Source organism: Kordiimonas pumila (assembly GCF_015240255.1).
GTDB lineage: Bacteria > Pseudomonadota > Alphaproteobacteria > Sphingomonadales > Kordiimonadaceae > Kordiimonas > Kordiimonas pumila.
In genome coordinates this window covers 1467424-1486527 of the sequence record NZ_CP061205.1, presented here as the reverse complement: position 1 = coordinate 1486527, position 19104 = coordinate 1467424, and the positions used below count along the sequence as shown (strand labels likewise).

The window sequence follows — 19104 nt, the reverse complement described above, 5'->3', positions numbered from 1 at the left end:
AAGCCTGTTGATCGGTCTAAGGGCCCTTTGGACCGTAACGCAGTGCACTGCTCACTTTTCTTTGAGGACAAAGAAATGAGCAACCGGAACCAAAACAGGAATATCTCTACCGCTTCATCTGCACAGCAACGTGCGTATGCAAGAGTAGATAGGATGCTGGCGAAAACCCGCCGCCGGGCAAAAGCCCACCAGCAGGAACGAGCAGCCCTAAAAGCTGGAAAGCCGAGAAAACGGTTTCAAGACCGCATCCTTCTGATCGGTGTGATTGCCGGAATTATGTCTGATCGGGTTATCGCACTGGGCGGTTACTGCAAACAGGCCGTTGAACAGGTCGATCCGCTCATCTTCGCAAACGCGTTCCTCAGCTTCCTGAGCTGAGGGGCAATTCCAAGAATAATAATAGCGAAGGAGATAAATTATGGCTCTATGCACCCAATGCATCACCATCGGTTACTGCACCAAACGCAAAGTGCAACTGCTCACCGATAAGGAACTGGCTAACCCTTATATGATCCGCGATATCCGCGCCTATGCCTATACGCTCAACATTCCATATACCGGGTGGCATGAATATGCCGTCAACCTGTACCGGGACTTTCGCGGCTGGATTGCCGGACCGGATGGCAAAGAGGTGCTTCTGGACACCGAAGTATTCGAAACCGGAAACATTCAATACTGGTTTCGCGCCTTCTGTTGCACGCCCATTTCAGATGACATTACGCCCTATGTACGCGGAGAAGCCCGTGAACGGGTCAGGGTGCTTGCTACTATCCTGCGGGCCAATAACTCTAAAGCAGCCCTGATGTGGGGTGTACGGGCAGCAAACGACAATGAAAAACCCTAAAATCTGTCGCGTATCCTCCTCTGGCCTCCTGTGAACGCTGGTATCTCTTAAGGGGAACACCAGCACACAGCGAAAGGAGGCATCATGTCTAGTTCCACTAAAAACGCAGCGAAGGGTGTTTATGAGAAGTCGGTCCAGTCGATTGCCAACCTGTCGGCAATTGTGGCGGCGTTTTTCGCGACGGGTCCGCTTTATGCGGTGAGTATCGGATGGGTTCTTGACTTCACATCAACACAATACGGCGATGGATTTGAATGGGTCATTCAAGCCTTCTGGTTCGTAGTGACGGCCCTTTCCACATATGCCTTGGCGAGAGCCACCATTGCCACCGTCATCACCATTGGCGGCTTCGCTCTAGCCTCGAAAATCTTTTAATCCTCAGCAAAAGGAGAAAGCCAATGGCTAAATACGACAAAGTCGCAGGCGGTAGTTATGGCGTTTACAAGAAACGTCCTGAACCTACGAACTGGGGGGCAATTATTTTTGTAGTCGCCCTCATCCTGCTAATCGCCTCTTGCGCAACATAATCAGGAATAACGCTTTGACCGGGTGGTGCGCCGCCCGGTCTTTTTTTGACCCTTTGGAATTTTCACATGACAGATTTTGATAATGAACGGGACCGCTATGGAAGCGCCGGGTTTATCGATGCGGATGATCCGGCCCTGCGGCCCTGTTTCAAGAAAACGCCAGACTCGCTGTTTTGCGGATTTGTCGGCAACAGGCCCTTGTATTGGAACGGTATGGGCGGTGTGCTTCTGACCGCTGGCGCGCGCGGTGGCAAGCTCCGCGATATACTGGCCTACAGCATGCTTGATGGCATGTATGAGGGCACTTTGGTCATGCTCGACATGAAGGGCGAATGCGCCTATATCAGCCAAAATCAGACCCGCCTTGGTAAGCCCTGTATCTACTGGAATCCCTTGGCGCTTCACGGCGGGAGCCTGCCTCAGCACCGGATCAACCCAGTTGATTATATCCATGCGGATAGCCCCACCCTGATTGCAGATACCAAGGTCTTTGCCGAGAATATGATCGCACTCTCCGGCTCGAACAATGGAGAGTATTTTGAGCTTCGGGGCCGTGAGTTTCTCGAAGCTGTTATTCTGACCATAGTCGATATGGATGGCGCATTAACCCTGCCACGCCTGTATGAAATCATCAACCTGATCCCCGGCAATAGCGAAGCGTGGGTGGAGTTTGCTTTTCAGATGAATGAATGCGGGTTTGAAATCTCCCGCCGTATTGAAGAAGAAATCGCCGAAAGCAGACACGGCGAAAGCGCAGGTATGCGCGGTATATTGGGTGAGATATTCAAATCTTTCTCGGCGCTCTCTGATCCAGTTCTCCTAGACTCTATATCCCCGCCGTATGACTTCTCATTGTCACAGCTATGCGAGGGCAGCCAAGCCTACAATTTTTATATGATGCCACCAGCCGAGTTTATTGATGGTTGGAGATCAGTCATCAAAGCCATATTTGTCGGCGCTATGATCTATAAATCCCGCGCCCCATCCGCGCCGCGTCAAACATGGATTTTGGATGAATGCGCGCAGCTTGGCAGCTTCCCACTTGTACCCAAGCTCTTTACATACACCGCAGGAATCGGCATCCGTCCGGTCGCCGTTTACCAAAGCGCAGACCAAATGGAACTGACCGGGCGCGGGGCCAAGACCATCATTCCGTCATCGGCGGCGGTGAGGATTTACTTCACGATCCGTGATGAGGAAGGTTCCGCGCGCCTATCGCGGATGCTAGGGCACCAAACCCTTGAGTATGATGACACACTAACGCAAGGGCGCGATGACATGGCCCGTAAGGAAGCCATTCACGCCATGCTAAATGGGGCCAGCCCGGTAGAAACCGCGCATAAGCTGAATCATTACCGCATGGCGGCCAAGAACCGCAGCAAGCAACAACGGCTTTTGCGCACCCCGGATGAAATTCTCAAAACACCGAATGATAAAGCCTATGTCTTCATGGATGATGTACCTCTGCCCATCTACGCAGACCGTAGGCCGTATTACAAAGAGCGCTCCATGGCCGGGCGCTTCCATCCCAATCCATACCACCCGCCGATAGACCGTGTGCGCGTTAAGGCCCTCATTGGCTATCGCTGGAAAAACATCATCAACGAACCTGTGCCAGCGTGCTTTGCGCACCTGCCGCAATATGCGGATGGCATGTGGTCTTATGTGGAGGGCTTTAAGTGAGTACACCCCCTAAAAAACCAGCCGGACAGCGTGAGGGCGTAAGCTATGCGCATAAGAACCGAGACAACCTGCCACGGGCAAATGCGCCCTCCGGCCTCTCTAAGACACATATGCGCAGCAACTTTTACGTGGCGAGTGATCCTGAGCGTGTGCGTATTCAGCAGGAAGAATATATCGCCAAGCAAGTAAAGGGCAATCGCCTGTTCAAGCCAAGCCCATACGGATTGGAAGGACCAGCCGTAAAACGCAAACCTCAAACGCCCCGCATTCCGCGTGAAGAATTGGAAGGTATCCGGCAACGTATGGATGCGTTCAAAAAAACGCGCATGCATAATGAAGCCGTCAAAGCACAGAGCAAAACGCAGGCCCAAGCGCAGACCAAAGCACAAAGTGGAGCCGCCAATCTGGACAAAATGAGGCGTAAGGCCCTGTTCATGGCCCGGCGGCAAGTACAAACCCACAGCCAATCCCGAATACATCAGAAATCCAAAACCCAGAAAAGATAGGAGAGCATAATGAATGACCAGCAGTTACAGGCACCACTTGAGGAACAAACGCAGCAAGCGCAAAATCAGGGGCAATCCACCCCTGCACAAGTGCCCGCACAAAACAGACAGCCCGAAGACACGGTACGCGATGTCAATATCAAGGCGACAATCTGGCGGCGTGAGGGGCAGAAACAGGATTTCTTCACCACCGATCTTGCCAAGACCTACCGCGACAAAGACGGGGTGCTCAAAGACACGCATAACTTCAACAAGGATGACCTCCTGCGCGTGGCTGAGATCGCCCGGCGCGCTCATAACCGCGTGAGCGAACTATCCCGTCTTGAATTTATGAAACGCCGGGATAACGGGCAAAGTCGCAGCCAAAGCCAAGCTCGACAGCCCGGCCCTAATAAAGGTCGATAATGAGGAATATTTTCCTATACAAGCGGATATTTTTATATAAAAATGTTCTCTTTTTGTTCCGTTGCAGTGATGGAGCAGTAAACAGGAGAAAGTGAACGATAAGGATACAAAATATGACAGTTAAAAGGGCAAATAAACATAAAGATAATGGCTCAATTCAAGGTGTGTGGCTCAAGGCCAGCGGCGTACCGGGCATTCCCAAAGTGGACTATGATCGCTATATGGCCGAGCTTGAGGGCTACGATTATAGTGATGAGGAAGCGCACCAGCTTATTGAAACATTACATGCCCTTGCTGTCGGTTTTGTTGATATTGCAATGCGGGTCAGTGCCACGCAAACCGCCTGTGGAAAACAAAATGCACAGCAAACACCTTTGCCAAAATCTGCCGTAAATATGCTAAAATCATCCGGTAAATCCATAAAACCTAAAGCAGACAAAGGCGGCTGTGATATGCCGCTTGCGAGGAGTCACCGATGAAACCAGTATTATCCCAAAACACACCGGGCAAAGCGGCCCTTATATACTGCCGAGTTTCAGATTCGAAACAGCGTTTAGAAGGCCACGGATTAGATAGTCAAGAGCACCGCTGTCGCCAATATGCGGCTTTCCAAGGGTATGATGTTGAAGAAGTCTTCCCCGATGATGTGTCCGGCGGTGGTGATTTTATGAAGCGTAAGGGGATGGTGGCGCTTCTGGCGTATTTAGATGCTAACACTAGCAAGGATTATGTGATTGTGTTTGATGATCTGAAACGCTTTGCTCGTGACCGGGACTTCCATTTCAAACTTCGCGCTACTCTCGCTGCAAAAGGCGCTAGTGTTGAATGTTTGAACTTCAATTTTGAAGACACGCCAGAGGGTGAATTTATTGAAACCATATTCGCGGCCCAAGGCCAATTGGAGCGCAAACAAAATCAGCGCCAAGTCGTTCAAAAAATGAAGGCTCGTATTGAAAAAGGCTATTGGTGTTTTGCGCCTGTACTTGGCTACACTTACGCCAACGTACCGGGACACGGCAAAATGATCGTACGGGATGAACCTAACGCCTCTATCGTAGCTGAGGCGCTTGAGGGCTATGCCTGTGGCCGCTTTCAAAATGCCAATGAGGTACGCCGCTTCCTTGGTACATTCCCCAGCATACAAAAAGGCAAATACGGTGATGTGCCTCTCAACACTGTAGTCGATATGCTGGACCGTGTTCTTTACACCGGACATATCAGCGTTCCCAAATGGAACATCCATCTACATCCCGGCAAGCATGAGCCACCTGTGAGCAACCCATGACAGCTTCTTGGAGCAAGGGACGCAATAGCCGTTACGCCTATTATTTTTGTCATCAGAAAGCATGCAGCGAATACCGCAAGTCCATACGCGGTGATAAAATTGAGAGCGAGTTTGAGGATATGATCCGCACCCTCAAACCAGCGCCAAGGCTGTTCAAACTGTTCCACATGATGCTCAGTGATGAATGGGGCAAGCGCTCCGCTGCCGTTAAAACGCGCCAAGCATCCCTGAAAGCTGAACTGGTAAAAGCCGAGCAAGCGATTGATAAGCTCATGGACCGGATTGTCAGCGCAGACAATCCCAAGCTGATTCCGGCCTATGAAGCCCGCATTGAAAAGCTGGAAACCGAAAAAGCCCTTATGCGCGAAAAAGTAGACACTACGGCCTCGCCGCTGGCTACCTTTGACGAAACTTTTCGAACCGCTTGTAAATTTCTCGCGAACCCTTGGAAACTCTGGACATCCGAGCTATTGGAGCATAAAAGAATGTTACTAAGATTGGCGTTTCCGCAGCGTCTTGCCTATGACCGTGAAACAGGTATACGAACCGCCGCAATCGCCCAGCCACTAAAGCTTTTTGGGGTGTTTGATACCATGAAGTGCGGTGTGGTGGGCCCGGAGGGACTCGAACCCCCGGCCAGACCGTTATGAGCGGTCTGCTCTAACCAACTGAGCTACAGGCCCGTACCACGCGCACTACCTAGCAAAGGTTTTTTGTGAAGAATAGCAAAAAATGCAGTTTTTGCTTAAAGGGCGTCAATTTCTTCCTGAAGGTGGCTGCTTTTGTCTGTAGCTATCCGCTCCAACACTCTGATACGCTTTTCTAGCACATCGACACGCCCTGCAAGAACACCATCTTCTTGCTTGCTGGCATCCAGTGCTTTTTCCTTCAACTTAAGCCAGTGCTGAATAACAATTAAAAGTGACCCAATGGCCACCACTACCACCACCATTGTAAAAACATCCATTGAATGGTTTCCTCCCTATTTGCAATAATCATAAATATGGGTGTAATCACAAATATTTGCAATGCCTTATAGAACTACCTAGCCCATACTATTACGACTGATATTACAAATGACAAATAAGAACACAAGAGAGCCCACCATGCGTTTTTTCACTGTTATTGCGACCCTTTTGTTTCTTCATCTTCAGCTAACAGGTAGCGCCAAAGCCTGCCCGCAAGGAATCTGTGAAAACAGCTGGAAAACAGCCAGTAAAAGCCAAAAAGAACAGGCGTTTGATATTGGCGATTCTTACAAAGACTTTTTATTCACAGCCCGCACAGAGCTGACAACAGTTCAAAAAACCATTGCTCTTGCAGAAAAGCGCGGGTTCAAGCCATGGCAGACAGGTACCTCAATAAAGCCAGGCGATAAATATTATCATAACAACCGTGACCGGGGCCTACTGCTAATTTTAGGCGGGAAAAAGCCGGTTTCAAAGGGTGTACGTATTGTTGCAAGCCATATAGACAGCCCGCGGCTAGACCTGAAACTGCGCCCTCTTTATGCCACTAATGAATTTGCACTTGTGCAAACCAATTATCATGGTCGCATAAAGGCATATCAATGGACAAATGTACCGCTTGCGCTTGTCGGGCGTATTGATAAAAAAGATGGTACAATAGTAAATGTGTCTGTCGGGTTGCAGCCGGATGACCCAATTTTCATGATCACTGACCTATCACCCCATGTTGCAAAAGACCAAATGAAACGCTCTGCCGAAACGGTTATTAGCTATGAAGACCTCGACGCCATTATAAACCACGGGCCTGACGGTAAGCTTGATGTTTTGGCCTCCGTGCTTGCATACCTAAAAAATACATATGGCGTTGAGCAAGCTGACCTTGTTTCATCGGAGCTGGCGCTGGTACCGGCCATGCCGCCCCGTGACATGGGCCTTAATCGGCATTTGATTGCAGCAGACGGCCACGACGACCGGCTTGGTGCCTACACAAGCCTTGCTGCCCTGTTTAGCATGGCAACCCCAGAACAAACGGCCATCATCCTGTTTGCAGATAATGAAGAAGGCGGCAATGTGAATGTTACAGGGGCCTCTTCGAGTTACCTACAGGATATTATCGGCGAGTTGATCTATGCGGAAACAGGCGATGCCTACCGCCAGCCCATGCTGGCACGGGCGCTGCGCGCCTCTACTGCGCTGTCGATTGACATGAACCCTGGCATTAACCCGCTTGATACTAGCGTTTGGGAAGAAGGTAATGCACCGCGCCTTGGGTACGGCGTGAATATAAAGGCTTATGGTAGAGGGCTGAATGCTGACAGTGAAACAACGGCATGGATACGAGCAGCCTTCGATAGCCGTAACATTCCGTGGCAAACAACAACCTACAAGGTTGGTAAAGCCGGTGGTGGCACACTGGGCACAGAACTGTCTAAGCTGAATATTGACACGATTGACTTTGGGGCGCCCGTGCTTTCCATTCATTCGCCTTACGGTGTATGCGATAAAATGGACATTCTCTCGCTTAAAAATGCTGTGCAGGCGTTTCTTGAATATAACCGCCCATAAGAACGGGCTTTCATGGTGCGCTGCATAATGCTACAGTGAAATATGGACTAGAAGGCGCGGGTGTGCGCAAAAAATATATGGTGCTACAGTATGGTTAACCCTATTACGCCGGCAGCGGGCAATGTAACAAGCCCTAAAGCCACAGATAAACAGGCAGTCACAGGCAAAGCGCAAGACCAATCCGCGCTTGCTAAAAAACCTGCCCACACGGCAGACGACACAACCAGCCTTTCCAAAAATGCAAGCGCCGCGCTTGAGAAAGAAGAAAAGCTCGAAGGCCTTGTGCAGGAAGACCTGAACAAACAGGATGCTGCCGCACTCGCCAATCAGCTTAAGGAAGCACTGAGCGGGCAATCACAGCCGATTGCAAACGGTAACCCTTCTGCTATTTTTTCCCTGCTGGAAGAAGCAGCTTAACAAACACAGCGACGCACACCATGAAGCACCCATAAAAAAAGCGGCTTATACAGCCGCTTTTCTATTTCTGAGGCTAAAAAGCCCTTATGTATCAAGAAAGCTTCTAAGCTGGCGCGACCGGCTTGGGTGCTTCAGTTTCCGAAGTGCTTTTGCTTCAATCTGCCTGATACGTTCCCGTGTTACCGAGAACTGCTGACCTACTTCTTCCAACGTATGGTCGGTGTTCATGCCAATACCAAAGCGCATACGAAGCACACGTTCCTCGCGCGGCGTCAGGCTTGCAAGAACCCGTGTTGTGGTTTCGCGCAGGTTACTTTGGATAGCTGCATCAACTGGCAGGATCGCGTTTTTATCTTCGATAAAGTCACCAAGGTGGCTATCTTCCTCATCACCAATCGGTGTCTCCAAGGAGATAGGCTCTTTCGCGATTTTCATCACTTTGCGCACTTTTTCAAGCGGCATGGAAAGGCGTTCCGCCAGCTCTTCCGGCGTTGCCTCACGGCCAATTTCGTGCAGCATTTGGCGGCCAGTCCGCACCAGCTTGTTGATCGTCTCGATCATATGTACCGGAATACGGATCGTGCGGGCCTGATCAGCGATAGACCGCGTAATTGCCTGCCTGATCCACCACGTAGCATAAGTCGAGAACTTGTAGCCTCGGCGGTATTCAAACTTATCCACCGCCTTCATCAAGCCAATGTTACCTTCCTGAATAAGATCAAGGAACTGAAGGCCACGATTGGTATATTTTTTCGCGATCGAAATCACGAGGCGGAGGTTAGCCTCCACCATTTCTTTTTTAGCAATACGAGCTTCTTTTTCACCCTTTTGCACAGTCCGCACGATGGTGCGGAACTCATTCACATGCAGGCCAGTACGGTTTACAATTTCACTAACCTGATCACGGATATTATTAATTGCCACAGCTTCTGCTGTAACAAAAGCAGCCCAACCTTTAGCTTTCAGATTGCTAACACGGTCTGTCCAGCCATCTTCAAGCTCGTTACCTTGATATTCATCAAGGAAAGACTGCCGCGAAACCTTGTGCGATTCTGCAAGACGCAGTAAACGTCCAGAAAGGCTCATCAAGCGCTTGTTAAGGCCGTAAAGCTCGTCCACCAGTTCCTCAATCCGAAGATTGTTGAACTTAACAGAACTGATCAGTTCAATCAGTTCATCACCAAGTTTCTGAAACCGGCGTTCTTGCGTGCCAGAAAGCTCTTCACCCTGCACCGCAGCAGACATACGCGCTTCTTCCAGCTTCACATATTTTTTGTGTGTCGCAGTAATAAGGCGAAATTTCTCGATAGTTTCAGGTGTCAGATGCGCTTCCATAGCAGAAAGAGACATGGCCGCTTCATCGTCTTCGTCGTCATCGCGGCGACGTGGGCGGGCTTCGCCTTCTTCATCAGAATTGCGCTCACCGTCATCGTCTTCACTATCTTCATCTTTTTCAGGCTGCTCTGGCTCGTCGTCGTCATCGTCGTCGTTAGACTGTGCTTCCGCACCCGTCATCACGTCGCCGGCATTTTCGTCCTCAAGCTCATTTGCAGAAGGCTGTTTACCAAGCGTTGCCTCAAGGTCGATAATATCACGCAGCAACATATCTTCATTTTCAAGGCGCTCAGCCCATTCAATGATGGCATTGAAAGTTAGCGGGCTCATGCAAAGGCCCGTGATCATGGTGGCGCGGCCAGCCTCAATACGCTTGGCGATCGCAATCTCGCCCTCGCGTGAAAGCAGCTCTACAGAACCCATCTCGCGCAAGTACATGCGCACAGGGTCATCTGTTCTGTCACCAACTTCCTTTTTGGTTTCAGAAACCTTAAATTCCTCTTCAGGCTCGGCGGTCTCTTCTTCATTCTCATTGCTATCATCGTCCGAATCATCGCCGTCGATCACATTAATGCCCATTTCAGAGAGCATCGTCATGATGTCTTCAATTTGTTCGGAAGAGATTTCATCCGTTGGCAAGGCAGCGTTTAGCTCGTCATACGATATATAACCGCGCTCTTTTGCCTTCGCTATCATCTTTTTGACAGCAGCCTCAGCAACATCAGTCATAGGGCTATCGCCACTATCATCCTGTGCTACCGATGTGTTGTCATCATCTTCCTGAGTCGTAGCTTTCGCCATACAAAAAATCTCCAGATATACTCGCGAATCGGAGTAATAGCATATTAGCTGAAAGAAAACCGCCCTGATTCGAGCCTATAGCCCTCTTTATCCGCTTCTTTTTCCTCTAAAGCCCGGAAAACCTGCTGCGCTGCAACAAACCGGGCCTGATTTTCTTCTGTCATATTTGCCGCAAAATCAGCTTCAGCCTGCGCATAGGCTTTCTTTGCCATAATATATTGATACCGCATCATCAAGTGTTCAAAACCCGTAAGCGCATCAGAGAGAGCCGCCTCTGGCCACGCGAACCAGTCATCTCTAAGGCTATTATCCTGCATCATCTTGCTAACAGGCGCTAAAAGGCCCTTTTGATTGAGCCATATTTCAATCGCTTCCCGTTCAAGATGGTCACCACTTACTGCTTTTTCAAGTAGGGCAGACCTAATAGAATCAAGCTCTGGCACTGTAAAGTGAATACCGGCTATCCTTTCATCGTGCCGCACCAGAATTTCAGGATGGTTCACAAGCGTTAGAATAATAAGTTTTTCGATCTTGTCTTTTACGGCGATCGACCCTGCGCTACGACCAAGCGATGTTTTGGAAAGTAGCCCGGTGGCTGGCGGTTTAAAGGCAAACCCGCGCCCCCCTCGTGCCTGCCCTTTGCCTGCCGCGTAAGGCACAAAGGGTGCTTTTGCTTGCTTTTTAGGGCGAAAAAGCTGGAATAGCCTATCCTTGAATTCGCTTTGATAAAGCTTTCTGACATTTTCATCGGTAATTTCAGCGAGCTTTACAAATATCTTTTTCTCTAATCCAGCGCGGCGTTCTGGCGTGTCGTAAGCGGTGCCTGCAAGCAGCATATTCCATAACATGTTAACCAGTGGATCAGCACTATCAACCAGGCTATCAATAGCGCCCTTGCCTTCGCGCTGAACCAGTGTATCGGGATCATCACCTTCTGGCATTAAAATAAATCGAAGCGACTTTCCGGGTTTTAACATTGGCAGGGCCCGCTCTACCGCGCGTTCAGCGGCGCGCATACCAGCGTTGTCACCGTCGAAACACAGGGTAGGTTCATCCACCATTTGCCATAAGTGGCTAATCTGTTCTTCTGTAAGGGCTGTACCAAGGGGGGCAACCGCATGATCAATCCCGGCCTGTGCCAAGGCAATCACATCCATATAACCTTCAACTACCAGTATCTGGCCTGTGTCATAGCTTGCAGCCCGCGCATTCGCCCAGTTATAAAGCGTCGCACCCTTATGAAACAAAACCGTTTCCGGGCTGTTCAGGTATTTTGCCTTCACGTCTTTTGACAGTGCTCGCCCACCAAAGGCTATCATGCGGCCCTGCCGGTCAGTGATCGGGAACATAAGCCTATCGCGGAACCTGTCATAACCGGCACTGCCATCTTCTGGTTTAATCAACATGCCTGTTTCAACAAGCTGGTCTTCTTTAATACCGCGTGCCTGCATGGCTTCTTTCAGGGTGGTACGCCCATCAGGGGCATAACCAAGCCCGAAGCGCTTGATGGTTTCGTCCCTTAGGCCGCGCCCTTTTATATAGTCGTGTGCCGCTTTACCTATCTGGCCCACAAGCTGTGCCTGATACCAGCTTGAAACCGCATCCATAACTTCTGTACTGGAGGCGCGCTGCTTGTCGCGCTCCATTTGCTCGCGCGTAGGCTTTGGAACATCAACACCCACTTCCGAGGCTAACTGCTCTATTGCCTCAGGGAAGGTCATACCCTGTGTATTCATTACAAAGTCAATAACACTACCATGAGCACCACAACCGAAGCAGTGGTAAAAACCCTTTTGGTCGTTCACGGTAAAAGACGGCGACTTTTCACTGTGAAATGGGCATAGGCCGCTATGCTCGCGGCCGTTGCGCACAAGCTTCACCTGCCGCCCTACCACATCAGAAAGGGTGAAACGGTGTTTCAGGTCATCCAAAAACTGCGGACTAAGCGCCATTGATCACATCACTGTTGTTTGACTGTCTGCCACAATAGAAAAAGAACAGGGGCTATGAAAGCCCCTTTTATGCAGCGCTAACGCATTACAAACTGCTATTTTTAGCTCAGCATACCTTTAATCATGCCGCTGGCTTTGGCAAAGTCCATCTGGCCGGGGTATTTCCCTTTCAACGCAGCCATGCAGCGGCCAATATCTTTCAGGCCTTCTGCATCCAGTTCACCCACCACTTCCTTGCAGGCAACTTTGATCTCGGTTTCATCCATTTGTTTTGGCAAAAATTGCTGGATGATCTCAATCTCATCGCGTTCCTGTTCAGCCAGCTCGCAGCGCCCACCTTCTTCGTAAGCCTTGATGCTGTCGCCCCGCTGCTTTACCATTTTAGCCAGAATTTCAGTAATTACCGCATCGTCGTCTAGCTCGGCAGTATCAGAGCCACGCATTTCAATATCTCTTTCCTTAATAGCCGCCAGAATCAGGCGAACTGTGGAAAGAGTGCGCTTGTCTTTAGCGCGCATTGCGTCTTTCATCGACTGGGTAAGTTCTTCACGTAACATTTTTTTTGCACCCCGTTAGAACGAGTCGGAAGCGCCCATACTATATCACCTGCCCGCATGAAGCAATGAAGAATGTGCTCTGTAACTCATTGTTTTTATTGTGTTTTTTAATAAATAGTTTTACTTGACCCCAAGGGCCCTTTTGCTTATGTTCCCGACAATTTGGCCGCAGCCCGACACCTGACCGGGCGCGTGTATTTAGCGGCTATTCCCTTGTAGCGCAAGGGTCATCGTATGATAGACTGGCTCGATCGCCCACTAGGCCAGTATGAAAGGAAGGCAACTAATGACCGAATCCACCAAGGCTGTGCCGCCCTCACCCGATATTACGGCTGTTCTTGTTCTTGCAGACGGCACACTATTCTGGGGTTATGGGTTTGGCCGCGAGGGGGATACTGTTGGCGAAGTTTGCTTCAACACCTCCATCACCGGGTATCAGGAAATACTGACAGACCCGTCTTATGCCGGACAGATCATTACCTTTACCTTCCCGCACATCGGGAATGTAGGGGCAAACATTGAAGATACAGAAACCCGCACTCCGGCCGCACGCGGCCTTGTGGTGCGCGAAGACGTTACCGAACCTTCAAGCTATAGGTCAACAAGCCACCTGTGCGACTGGGCAGAAAGCATGAATCTGATAGGCATTTCCGGTATTGATACCAGAAAGCTTACCCGCCACATTCGGGCCGTTGGGGCACCAACAGGGGTAATCGCCTACAACAAAGATGGGGTGTTTGATATTCCATCCCTGCTCGCTAAGGCAACAGCATGGCCCGGCCTAAAGGGCATGGACCTCGCAAAAGATGTTTCCCGTACGCAGATAGAAAAATGGGATGGCACACGCTGGACCATAGCAGATGGTTACGGAAGCCTAACAAACATAAGGGCCCATGTAGTTGCCGTTGATTACGGCGCAAAAGATAATATCCTACGCTGCCTTGCAGAAACAGGCGCTGCTGTAACTGTGGTACCCGCAACAGCCAGCTTTGAAGAGATTATGGCCCATAAACCAGACGGGATTTTTCTGTCTAACGGCCCTGGCGATCCGGCAGCCACAGGCGAATATGCCCTACCGGTTTTAAAAGACCTTATAAATACCGGGCTGCCAATTTTTGGTATCTGTCTTGGGCATCAGCTCTTGGCACTCGCGTTTGGCGGCAAGACATACAAAATGAAACAGGGCCATCGGGGCGCGAACCATCCGGTGCAGGACCTGCGTTCAGGCAAGGTGGAAATCACCAGTATGAACCACGGCTTCAGTGTTGACGGCGACAGCCTGCCGAAAAATGTAAAAATCAGCCACATATCACTGTTTGATAAAACAGTATGCGGTATTGAATGCACTGATAAACCGATCTTCAGCGTGCAACAACACCCCGAAGCCTCGCCCGGACCGCAAGACAGCTTCTATCTGTTTGAGCAGTTCATGGACATGATCGTAAAAAGCAAAGCCGCATAAGGACACCTAATGCCAAAAAGAACCGACATCAAAAGTATCCTTATCATCGGTGCAGGCCCCATTATTATTGGGCAGGCATGCGAGTTTGATTATTCTGGCACACAGGCCTGTAAAGCACTTCGGGAAGAAGGCTACCGGATTATTCTGGTAAACAGCAATCCTGCTACCATAATGACCGACCCAGATCTGGCCGATGCCACTTACATAGAGCCAATCACACCTGAGGTCGTTGCCAAAATTATTGAAAAAGAACGACCTGATGCAGTGCTTCCCACTATGGGCGGCCAAACAGGCCTTAACACGGCACTGGCGCTGGCACAGGATGGCACACTTGAAAAGTACGGTGTGCAACTGATCGGCGCAGACGCAGACGCGATCGACAAAGCTGAAAATCGCACACGCTTTAATCAGGCTATGACAAAAATTGGCCTAGAGGTATGCCGCGGCAAAACCGCCCACAACCTTGCAGAAGCATATGAAGTGCTGGAATGGGTTGGCCTGCCGGTCATTATTCGCCCCAGCTTTACAATGGGCGGTACCGGCGGCGGCGTTGCTTATAATAAAGACGAGTTTGTTGAATTTGTTACCAGCGGGCTAGATGCCTCGCCCACCAATGAAGTGCTGATTGAAGAAAGCATTTTAGGCTGGAAAGAATACGAGATGGAAGTTGTGCGCGACAAGGCGGACAACTGTATCATTGTATGTTCTATCGAGAACGTCGACCCAATGGGCGTGCACACAGGCGACAGTATCACGGTTGCCCCAGCCCTTACACTGACCGACAAAGAATACCAGATCATGCGAAACGCCTCGATCGCGGTTCTGCGGGAAATTGGCGTGGAAACAGGCGGGTCAAACGTACAGTTTGCTGTCAACCCAAAGGATGGTCGCCTAATTGTTATTGAAATGAACCCTCGTGTTAGCCGCTCAAGCGCACTGGCATCGAAGGCAACAGGCTTTCCAATTGCCAAAGTGGCAGCAAAACTGGCTGTTGGATACACACTAGATGAGCTTTCAAACGACATAACAGGCGTTACCCCCGCCGCTTTTGAACCCACAATTGATTATGTGGTTACCAAAATACCGCGTTTCACTTTTGAAAAATTTGCGGATACCACCCCTGTTCTTTCCACCGCTATGAAATCTGTTGGTGAAGTAATGGCCGTTGGCCGCAATTTTGCGGAAAGCCTGCAAAAGGCCATGCGGTCAATGGAAACTGGCCTAACGGGCTTGAATGAGGTGGTGTTTGACGGCTATGACCGGCAAAACCCTGACAAAAGCATTATCCTGAACGACCTTGGCACAGCAAAACCAGAGCGTATTCTGCGTATCACTCAGGCAATTCGCGAAGGCGTTAGCCTTGAGGATATTAACAGGGTAAGCCACTTTGACCCTTGGTTCCTGAAGCAGCTTGAAGCCCTTGTTACTGCGGAAAAACACATTATTAAAGACGGCCTGCCAACAGACGCGCGCGCGTTACGCAAAATCAAAATGCTTGGCTTCTCTGATGCCCGCCTTGCAGAATTAACCAACATGCCAGAGGCTGATGTTCTGAAAGCCCGGCTAGATGCTGGTGTACGCCCAAGCTACAAGCGCATAGATACCTGCGCCGCAGAATTTGACGCCAAAACACCCTATATGTATTCCACTTACGAAACATTTGCGGACGGTGAAGCGCCAGAATGCGAATCTGCCCCTACAAACCGCGAAAAGATTGTTATTTTGGGTGGCGGCCCAAACCGCATTGGACAGGGTATTGAGTTTGACTATTGCTGCTGTCATGCCTGTTTCTCCCTGTCTGAAGCGGGTTATGAGACCATCATGGTAAACTGTAACCCTGAAACGGTATCGACCGACTATGATACATCAGACCGACTATATTTTGAGCCGCTGACATCGGAAGATGTGGTTGAGATTATCCGCAAGGAACAGGAAAACGGCACCGTAAAAGGCGTGATCGTTCAGTTTGGCGGCCAAACGCCCCTAAAGCTGAGTCAATCGCTTGAAGATGCTGGCATTCCAATTTTGGGCACCAGCCCCGATGCGATTGACCTTGCTGAAGACCGCGAACGTTTTCAGGAACTGGTGCAAAAACTGGGCCTAAAGCAACCCCGTAACGGCATTGCCCGCAGCCACGACGAAGCGGTAAAGGTCGCAGACGACGTCGGATATCCAGTTCTTATCCGCCCTAGCTATGTGCTTGGTGGGCGAGCTATGGAAATTGTTCACGACCGTCAAGGCCTCGACCGTTACATTAATGAAGCTGTGCATGTATCAGGCAAAAGCCCTGTGCTGATTGATGGCTTCCTGAATGACGCAACAGAGCTGGATGTTGATGCCCTTTCTGACGGCGAAACAATCCACATAGCTGGCATTATGGAGCATATCGAAGAAGCAGGCGTCCACTCTGGGGACAGCGCTTGTAGCCTGCCACCCTATAGCTTGCCTGCAGACATTATCGAAGAAGTGAAAAAACAGTCTATCCAACTAGCCCGTGCACTGCATGTTGTAGGCCTGATGAACGTGCAGTTTGCAGTTAAAGACGGCGAAGTCTACCTGATTGAAGTGAACCCGCGCGCCAGCCGCACAGTACCCTTTGTTGCAAAAGCAATTGGTAGCCCAATTGCGGCTTTTGCAGCGCGGGCCATGGCGGGTGAAAAGCTTTCAGCTTTTGACCTCAAAGACCCGATCACCAAGCATATTTCAGTGAAAGAAGTGTTGATACCGTGGGCCCGTTTCCCTGGTGTTGACGTGCTTCTTGGCCCTGAAATGAAATCAACCGGCGAGGTTATGGGGATCGATACCACCTTCCCCATGGCCTTTTATAAAGCACAGCTTGCAGCAGGTGTTAAACTACCACTTAGCGGCAAGGTTTTTGTATCTGTGAAAGATAGCGACAAGGAACGCTTCCTGCCGCTTGTTAAAGCCCTGACCGAAATGGGGTACGGTGTTGTGGCAACAGGCGGCACAGCATCGTTTATGGCACAGAACGGCATTACCGTTGAAACTGTCTTTAAAGTTGTAGAGGGCCAGCGCCCCCATGTGCTGGATATCATGAAAAACGGCGATATCAAGCTGATGTTTAACACGACAGAAGGCAAACAAGCCATCAAGGATAGCTATGCCTTGCGGCGCACGGCCCTTGTGATGAAAGTGCCTTATTTCACAACCTATGCCGCCTCAAGCGCAACAACAGAGGCCCTGCATGCCCTCAAAACACAGGAACTATCTGTTAAACGCCTGCAGGATTACGCATAAAAACATAGCGGTTTAATAATTTGCCTGTTTTAGCCCCGCATAATGATATGTGCGGGGCTTTTTAATATGTCGTGCCCTTGGTAAAACCCAAAACCCCGGTAAAGATGTAGATAGTTCGGGCAACACACATGGATAGAACCCCGTATTTTTGCTAAATCAGCACGTATCCCCACACCACTTTATGCAACAAATCATTGAAAATTAGGGATTTTTCAGGTGTCTCATACACACAGCCTTGATTTTTGACGATAATATGCCTAAATAGTAATTAGGTTGCGCCGGCCCTTCGGGTCGGCGCTCCTGTTTTGTATAGGGTGGAACATAAAATAACACCTGCCGTAATAACTATAAACGATGGACGGGACACATGAACGACAAAGTGCCCATGCTGGCAGACGGTCATAAAAAACTGGAAGCCGAGCTTAAAAACCTGAAAAGTGTACAGCGCCCTGCAGTAGTGGCAGCTATTGAAGAAGCGCGCGCACACGGCGACCTTTCGGAAAATGCTGAGTATCATGCTGCAAAAGAACAGCAAGGCCACATTGAGACCCGTATCGCTGATCTTGAAAGCAAGCTGTCTCGCGCTGATGTGATTGATCCGACCACACTCTCTGGTAACAGGGTTATGTTTGGCGCTACCCTGACACTGCTTGATGAAGACGATCATGAAGTAAAGTATCAGATTGTCGGCGTTGAAGAAGGCGATGTTAAACAGGGCAAGATCTCTTACCAGTCCCCCATTGCACGTGCACTTATTGGCCGCCAAATTGGTGAAGAAGTCGAAGTGAAAACGCCCGGCGGTGAGCGTTATTATGAAATCACTAAGATCGAATTCATTTAGACCGTGTCACACAGAAACACCAAAGCCCGCAAGTGCGGGCTTTTTTTATGGGTGTCTCAATTTTAAAAACTAGCCTATTTCAGGCATAGGCACACCAGGTAGGTGTTTTGATGTCCGGATCGTGAGCGATGTTTTGACGCTGGCAACATTCGGGGCTGGTGTCAGCTTGCCGGTTAGAAATTTCTGAAATGACGACAGGTCATGCGCTACAATTTTCAACATAAAATCAATTTCACCGTTTAACATAAAGCACTCGCGCACTTCTTCCCAGCCTAGCACCTGTTTTTCAAAAGCCTGCAAATCGCTTTCGGCCTGACTATGAAGGCCAACCATCGCAAAAACGATCAAACCATACCCCAAAACTTCCTGATTAAGCTGGGCATGATATCCTTGAATATAGCCTTCTTCCTCAAGTGCACGCACCCGGCGCAAGCACGGCGGGGCTGTAATACCCACACGCTCGGCAAGTTCCACATTCGTGATGCGACCTTCTGCTTGCAGACACGTCAAAATTTTTCTATCAACTTGGTCAAGTTTGACACGCCCCATCAGGCAACTCCTTAGCTTAAACTTTCAATTACGCTTACTATCTATCTTACAGAAGGGCTTTTGGGAAATAAAGTTCCAAATACTTATAATTTTATTTCCAATCTTAATCATCACTAGCTTCTGAGGCATTTTTGAGTACAATACGCGC

Annotated in this window: 20 protein-coding genes and 1 tRNA gene; 14 read left to right on the top strand and 7 right to left on the bottom strand. The window is 49.7% G+C overall.

Annotated elements, in window-relative coordinates; genetic code table 11:
• Nucleotides 1-75 precede the first annotated feature (75 nt).
• The 9 genes from ICL80_RS06390 (at nucleotide 76) to ICL80_RS06355 (ending at nucleotide 5250) form a co-directional block, all read left to right on the top strand.
• Complete coding sequence (locus tag ICL80_RS06390) at nucleotides 76-378, top strand: hypothetical protein (RefSeq protein WP_194215262.1); 303 nt, start codon at nucleotides 76-78, stop codon at nucleotides 376-378.
• Nucleotides 379-418: 40 nt separating this feature from the next.
• Nucleotides 419-844 carry a hypothetical protein gene (locus ICL80_RS06385; RefSeq protein ID WP_194215261.1) on the top strand — a complete coding sequence of 142 codons (426 nt, stop codon included), beginning with the start codon at nucleotides 419-421 and terminating at the stop codon, nucleotides 842-844.
• Between the two features lie 84 nt (nucleotides 845-928).
• Nucleotides 929-1219 carry a hypothetical protein gene (locus tag ICL80_RS06380; RefSeq protein ID WP_194215260.1) on the top strand — a complete coding sequence of 97 codons (291 nt, stop codon included), beginning with the start codon at nucleotides 929-931 and terminating at the stop codon, nucleotides 1217-1219.
• A gap of 23 nt (nucleotides 1220-1242) precedes the next feature.
• Nucleotides 1243-1371 (top strand): hypothetical protein, encoded by a 129-nt coding sequence (locus tag ICL80_RS18185; RefSeq protein WP_265588828.1) that lies wholly within the window; start codon nucleotides 1243-1245, stop codon nucleotides 1369-1371.
• A gap of 66 nt (nucleotides 1372-1437) precedes the next feature.
• Nucleotides 1438-3054 (top strand): type IV secretory system conjugative DNA transfer family protein, encoded by a 1617-nt coding sequence (locus ICL80_RS06375; RefSeq protein ID WP_194215259.1) that lies wholly within the window; start codon nucleotides 1438-1440, stop codon nucleotides 3052-3054.
• On the top strand, nucleotides 3051-3560 hold the full coding sequence (locus ICL80_RS06370; RefSeq protein ID WP_194215258.1) for a hypothetical protein: 510 nt from the start codon (nucleotides 3051-3053) through the stop codon (nucleotides 3558-3560). Before ICL80_RS06375 ends, ICL80_RS06370 begins: the two co-directional genes overlap by 4 nt.
• Nucleotides 3561-3569: 9 nt before the next feature.
• Nucleotides 3570-3965: a hypothetical protein gene (locus tag ICL80_RS06365; protein WP_194215257.1), complete on the top strand. Its 396-nt coding sequence runs from the start codon at nucleotides 3570-3572 to the stop codon at nucleotides 3963-3965.
• Nucleotides 3966-4078: 113 nt separating this feature from the next.
• Nucleotides 4079-4444 carry a hypothetical protein gene (locus tag ICL80_RS06360; protein WP_194215256.1) on the top strand — a complete coding sequence of 122 codons (366 nt, stop codon included), beginning with the start codon at nucleotides 4079-4081 and terminating at the stop codon, nucleotides 4442-4444.
• Nucleotides 4441-5250, top strand: a complete 810-nt coding sequence (locus ICL80_RS06355; RefSeq protein ID WP_194215255.1) for a recombinase family protein — start codon at nucleotides 4441-4443, stop codon at nucleotides 5248-5250. The genes ICL80_RS06360 and ICL80_RS06355 overlap by 4 nt, the downstream gene beginning before the upstream one ends.
• Nucleotides 5251-5302: 52 nt before the next feature.
• On the opposite strand, the gene ICL80_RS06350 is transcribed toward ICL80_RS06355, so the two are convergent.
• From ICL80_RS06350 to ICL80_RS06340, 3 genes are all read right to left on the bottom strand, one after another.
• Entirely contained in the window at nucleotides 5303-5548 is a 246-nt protein-coding gene (locus tag ICL80_RS06350) for a hypothetical protein (RefSeq protein ID WP_194215254.1), read from the bottom strand.
• Nucleotides 5549-5856: 308 nt separating this feature from the next.
• Nucleotides 5857-5933 (bottom strand) — tRNA-Ile (locus tag ICL80_RS06345).
• Between the two features lie 62 nt (nucleotides 5934-5995).
• Nucleotides 5996-6217: a hypothetical protein gene (locus ICL80_RS06340; RefSeq protein ID WP_194215253.1), complete on the bottom strand. Its 222-nt coding sequence runs from the start codon at nucleotides 6215-6217 to the stop codon at nucleotides 5996-5998.
• Between the two features lie 139 nt (nucleotides 6218-6356).
• On the opposite strand from ICL80_RS06340, the gene ICL80_RS06335 reads away from it, so the two are divergent.
• Complete coding sequence (locus tag ICL80_RS06335; protein WP_194215252.1) at nucleotides 6357-7784, top strand: zinc-binding metallopeptidase family protein; 1428 nt, start codon at nucleotides 6357-6359, stop codon at nucleotides 7782-7784.
• Nucleotides 7785-7874: 90 nt separating this feature from the next.
• The gene (locus ICL80_RS06330; RefSeq protein WP_194215251.1) at nucleotides 7875-8201 is read left to right on the top strand and encodes a hypothetical protein; all 327 of its coding nucleotides are present in this window, start codon (nucleotides 7875-7877) and stop codon (nucleotides 8199-8201) included.
• A gap of 84 nt (nucleotides 8202-8285) precedes the next feature.
• Here the strand turns inward: ICL80_RS06330 and rpoD are convergent, their stop codons facing one another.
• The 3 genes from rpoD to ICL80_RS06315 all read right to left on the bottom strand — a co-directional run bounded on the left by rpoD (nucleotide 8286) and on the right by ICL80_RS06315 (nucleotide 12846).
• The gene (gene rpoD / locus ICL80_RS06325) at nucleotides 8286-10337 is read right to left on the bottom strand and encodes an RNA polymerase sigma factor RpoD (RefSeq protein WP_194215250.1); all 2052 of its coding nucleotides are present in this window, start codon (nucleotides 10335-10337) and stop codon (nucleotides 8286-8288) included.
• Nucleotides 10338-10381: 44 nt separating this feature from the next.
• Nucleotides 10382-12289, bottom strand: coding sequence for a DNA primase (gene dnaG / locus ICL80_RS06320; RefSeq protein ID WP_194215249.1), 1908 nt, complete (start codon nucleotides 12287-12289; stop codon nucleotides 10382-10384).
• A 101-nt stretch (nucleotides 12290-12390) separates the two neighbouring features.
• Nucleotides 12391-12846 carry a GatB/YqeY domain-containing protein gene (locus tag ICL80_RS06315; RefSeq protein WP_194215248.1) on the bottom strand — a complete coding sequence of 152 codons (456 nt, stop codon included), beginning with the start codon at nucleotides 12844-12846 and terminating at the stop codon, nucleotides 12391-12393.
• A 286-nt stretch (nucleotides 12847-13132) separates the two neighbouring features.
• Between ICL80_RS06315 and carA the strand changes: the two genes are divergently transcribed.
• From carA to greA, 3 genes are all read left to right on the top strand, one after another.
• Nucleotides 13133-14308, top strand: a complete 1176-nt coding sequence (gene carA / locus ICL80_RS06310) for a glutamine-hydrolyzing carbamoyl-phosphate synthase small subunit (RefSeq protein ID WP_194215247.1) — start codon at nucleotides 13133-13135, stop codon at nucleotides 14306-14308.
• 9 nt (nucleotides 14309-14317) lie between these two features.
• Entirely contained in the window at nucleotides 14318-17566 is a 3249-nt protein-coding gene (gene carB / locus ICL80_RS06305; protein ID WP_194215246.1) for a carbamoyl-phosphate synthase large subunit, read from the top strand.
• A gap of 367 nt (nucleotides 17567-17933) precedes the next feature.
• Nucleotides 17934-18407 carry a transcription elongation factor GreA gene (gene greA / locus ICL80_RS06300; RefSeq protein ID WP_194215245.1) on the top strand — a complete coding sequence of 158 codons (474 nt, stop codon included), beginning with the start codon at nucleotides 17934-17936 and terminating at the stop codon, nucleotides 18405-18407.
• 69 nt (nucleotides 18408-18476) lie between these two features.
• On the opposite strand, the gene ICL80_RS06295 is transcribed toward greA, so the two are convergent.
• On the bottom strand, nucleotides 18477-18956 hold the full coding sequence (locus ICL80_RS06295; RefSeq protein ID WP_194215244.1) for an Lrp/AsnC family transcriptional regulator: 480 nt from the start codon (nucleotides 18954-18956) through the stop codon (nucleotides 18477-18479).
• Nucleotides 18957-19104: the final 148 nt, after the last annotated feature.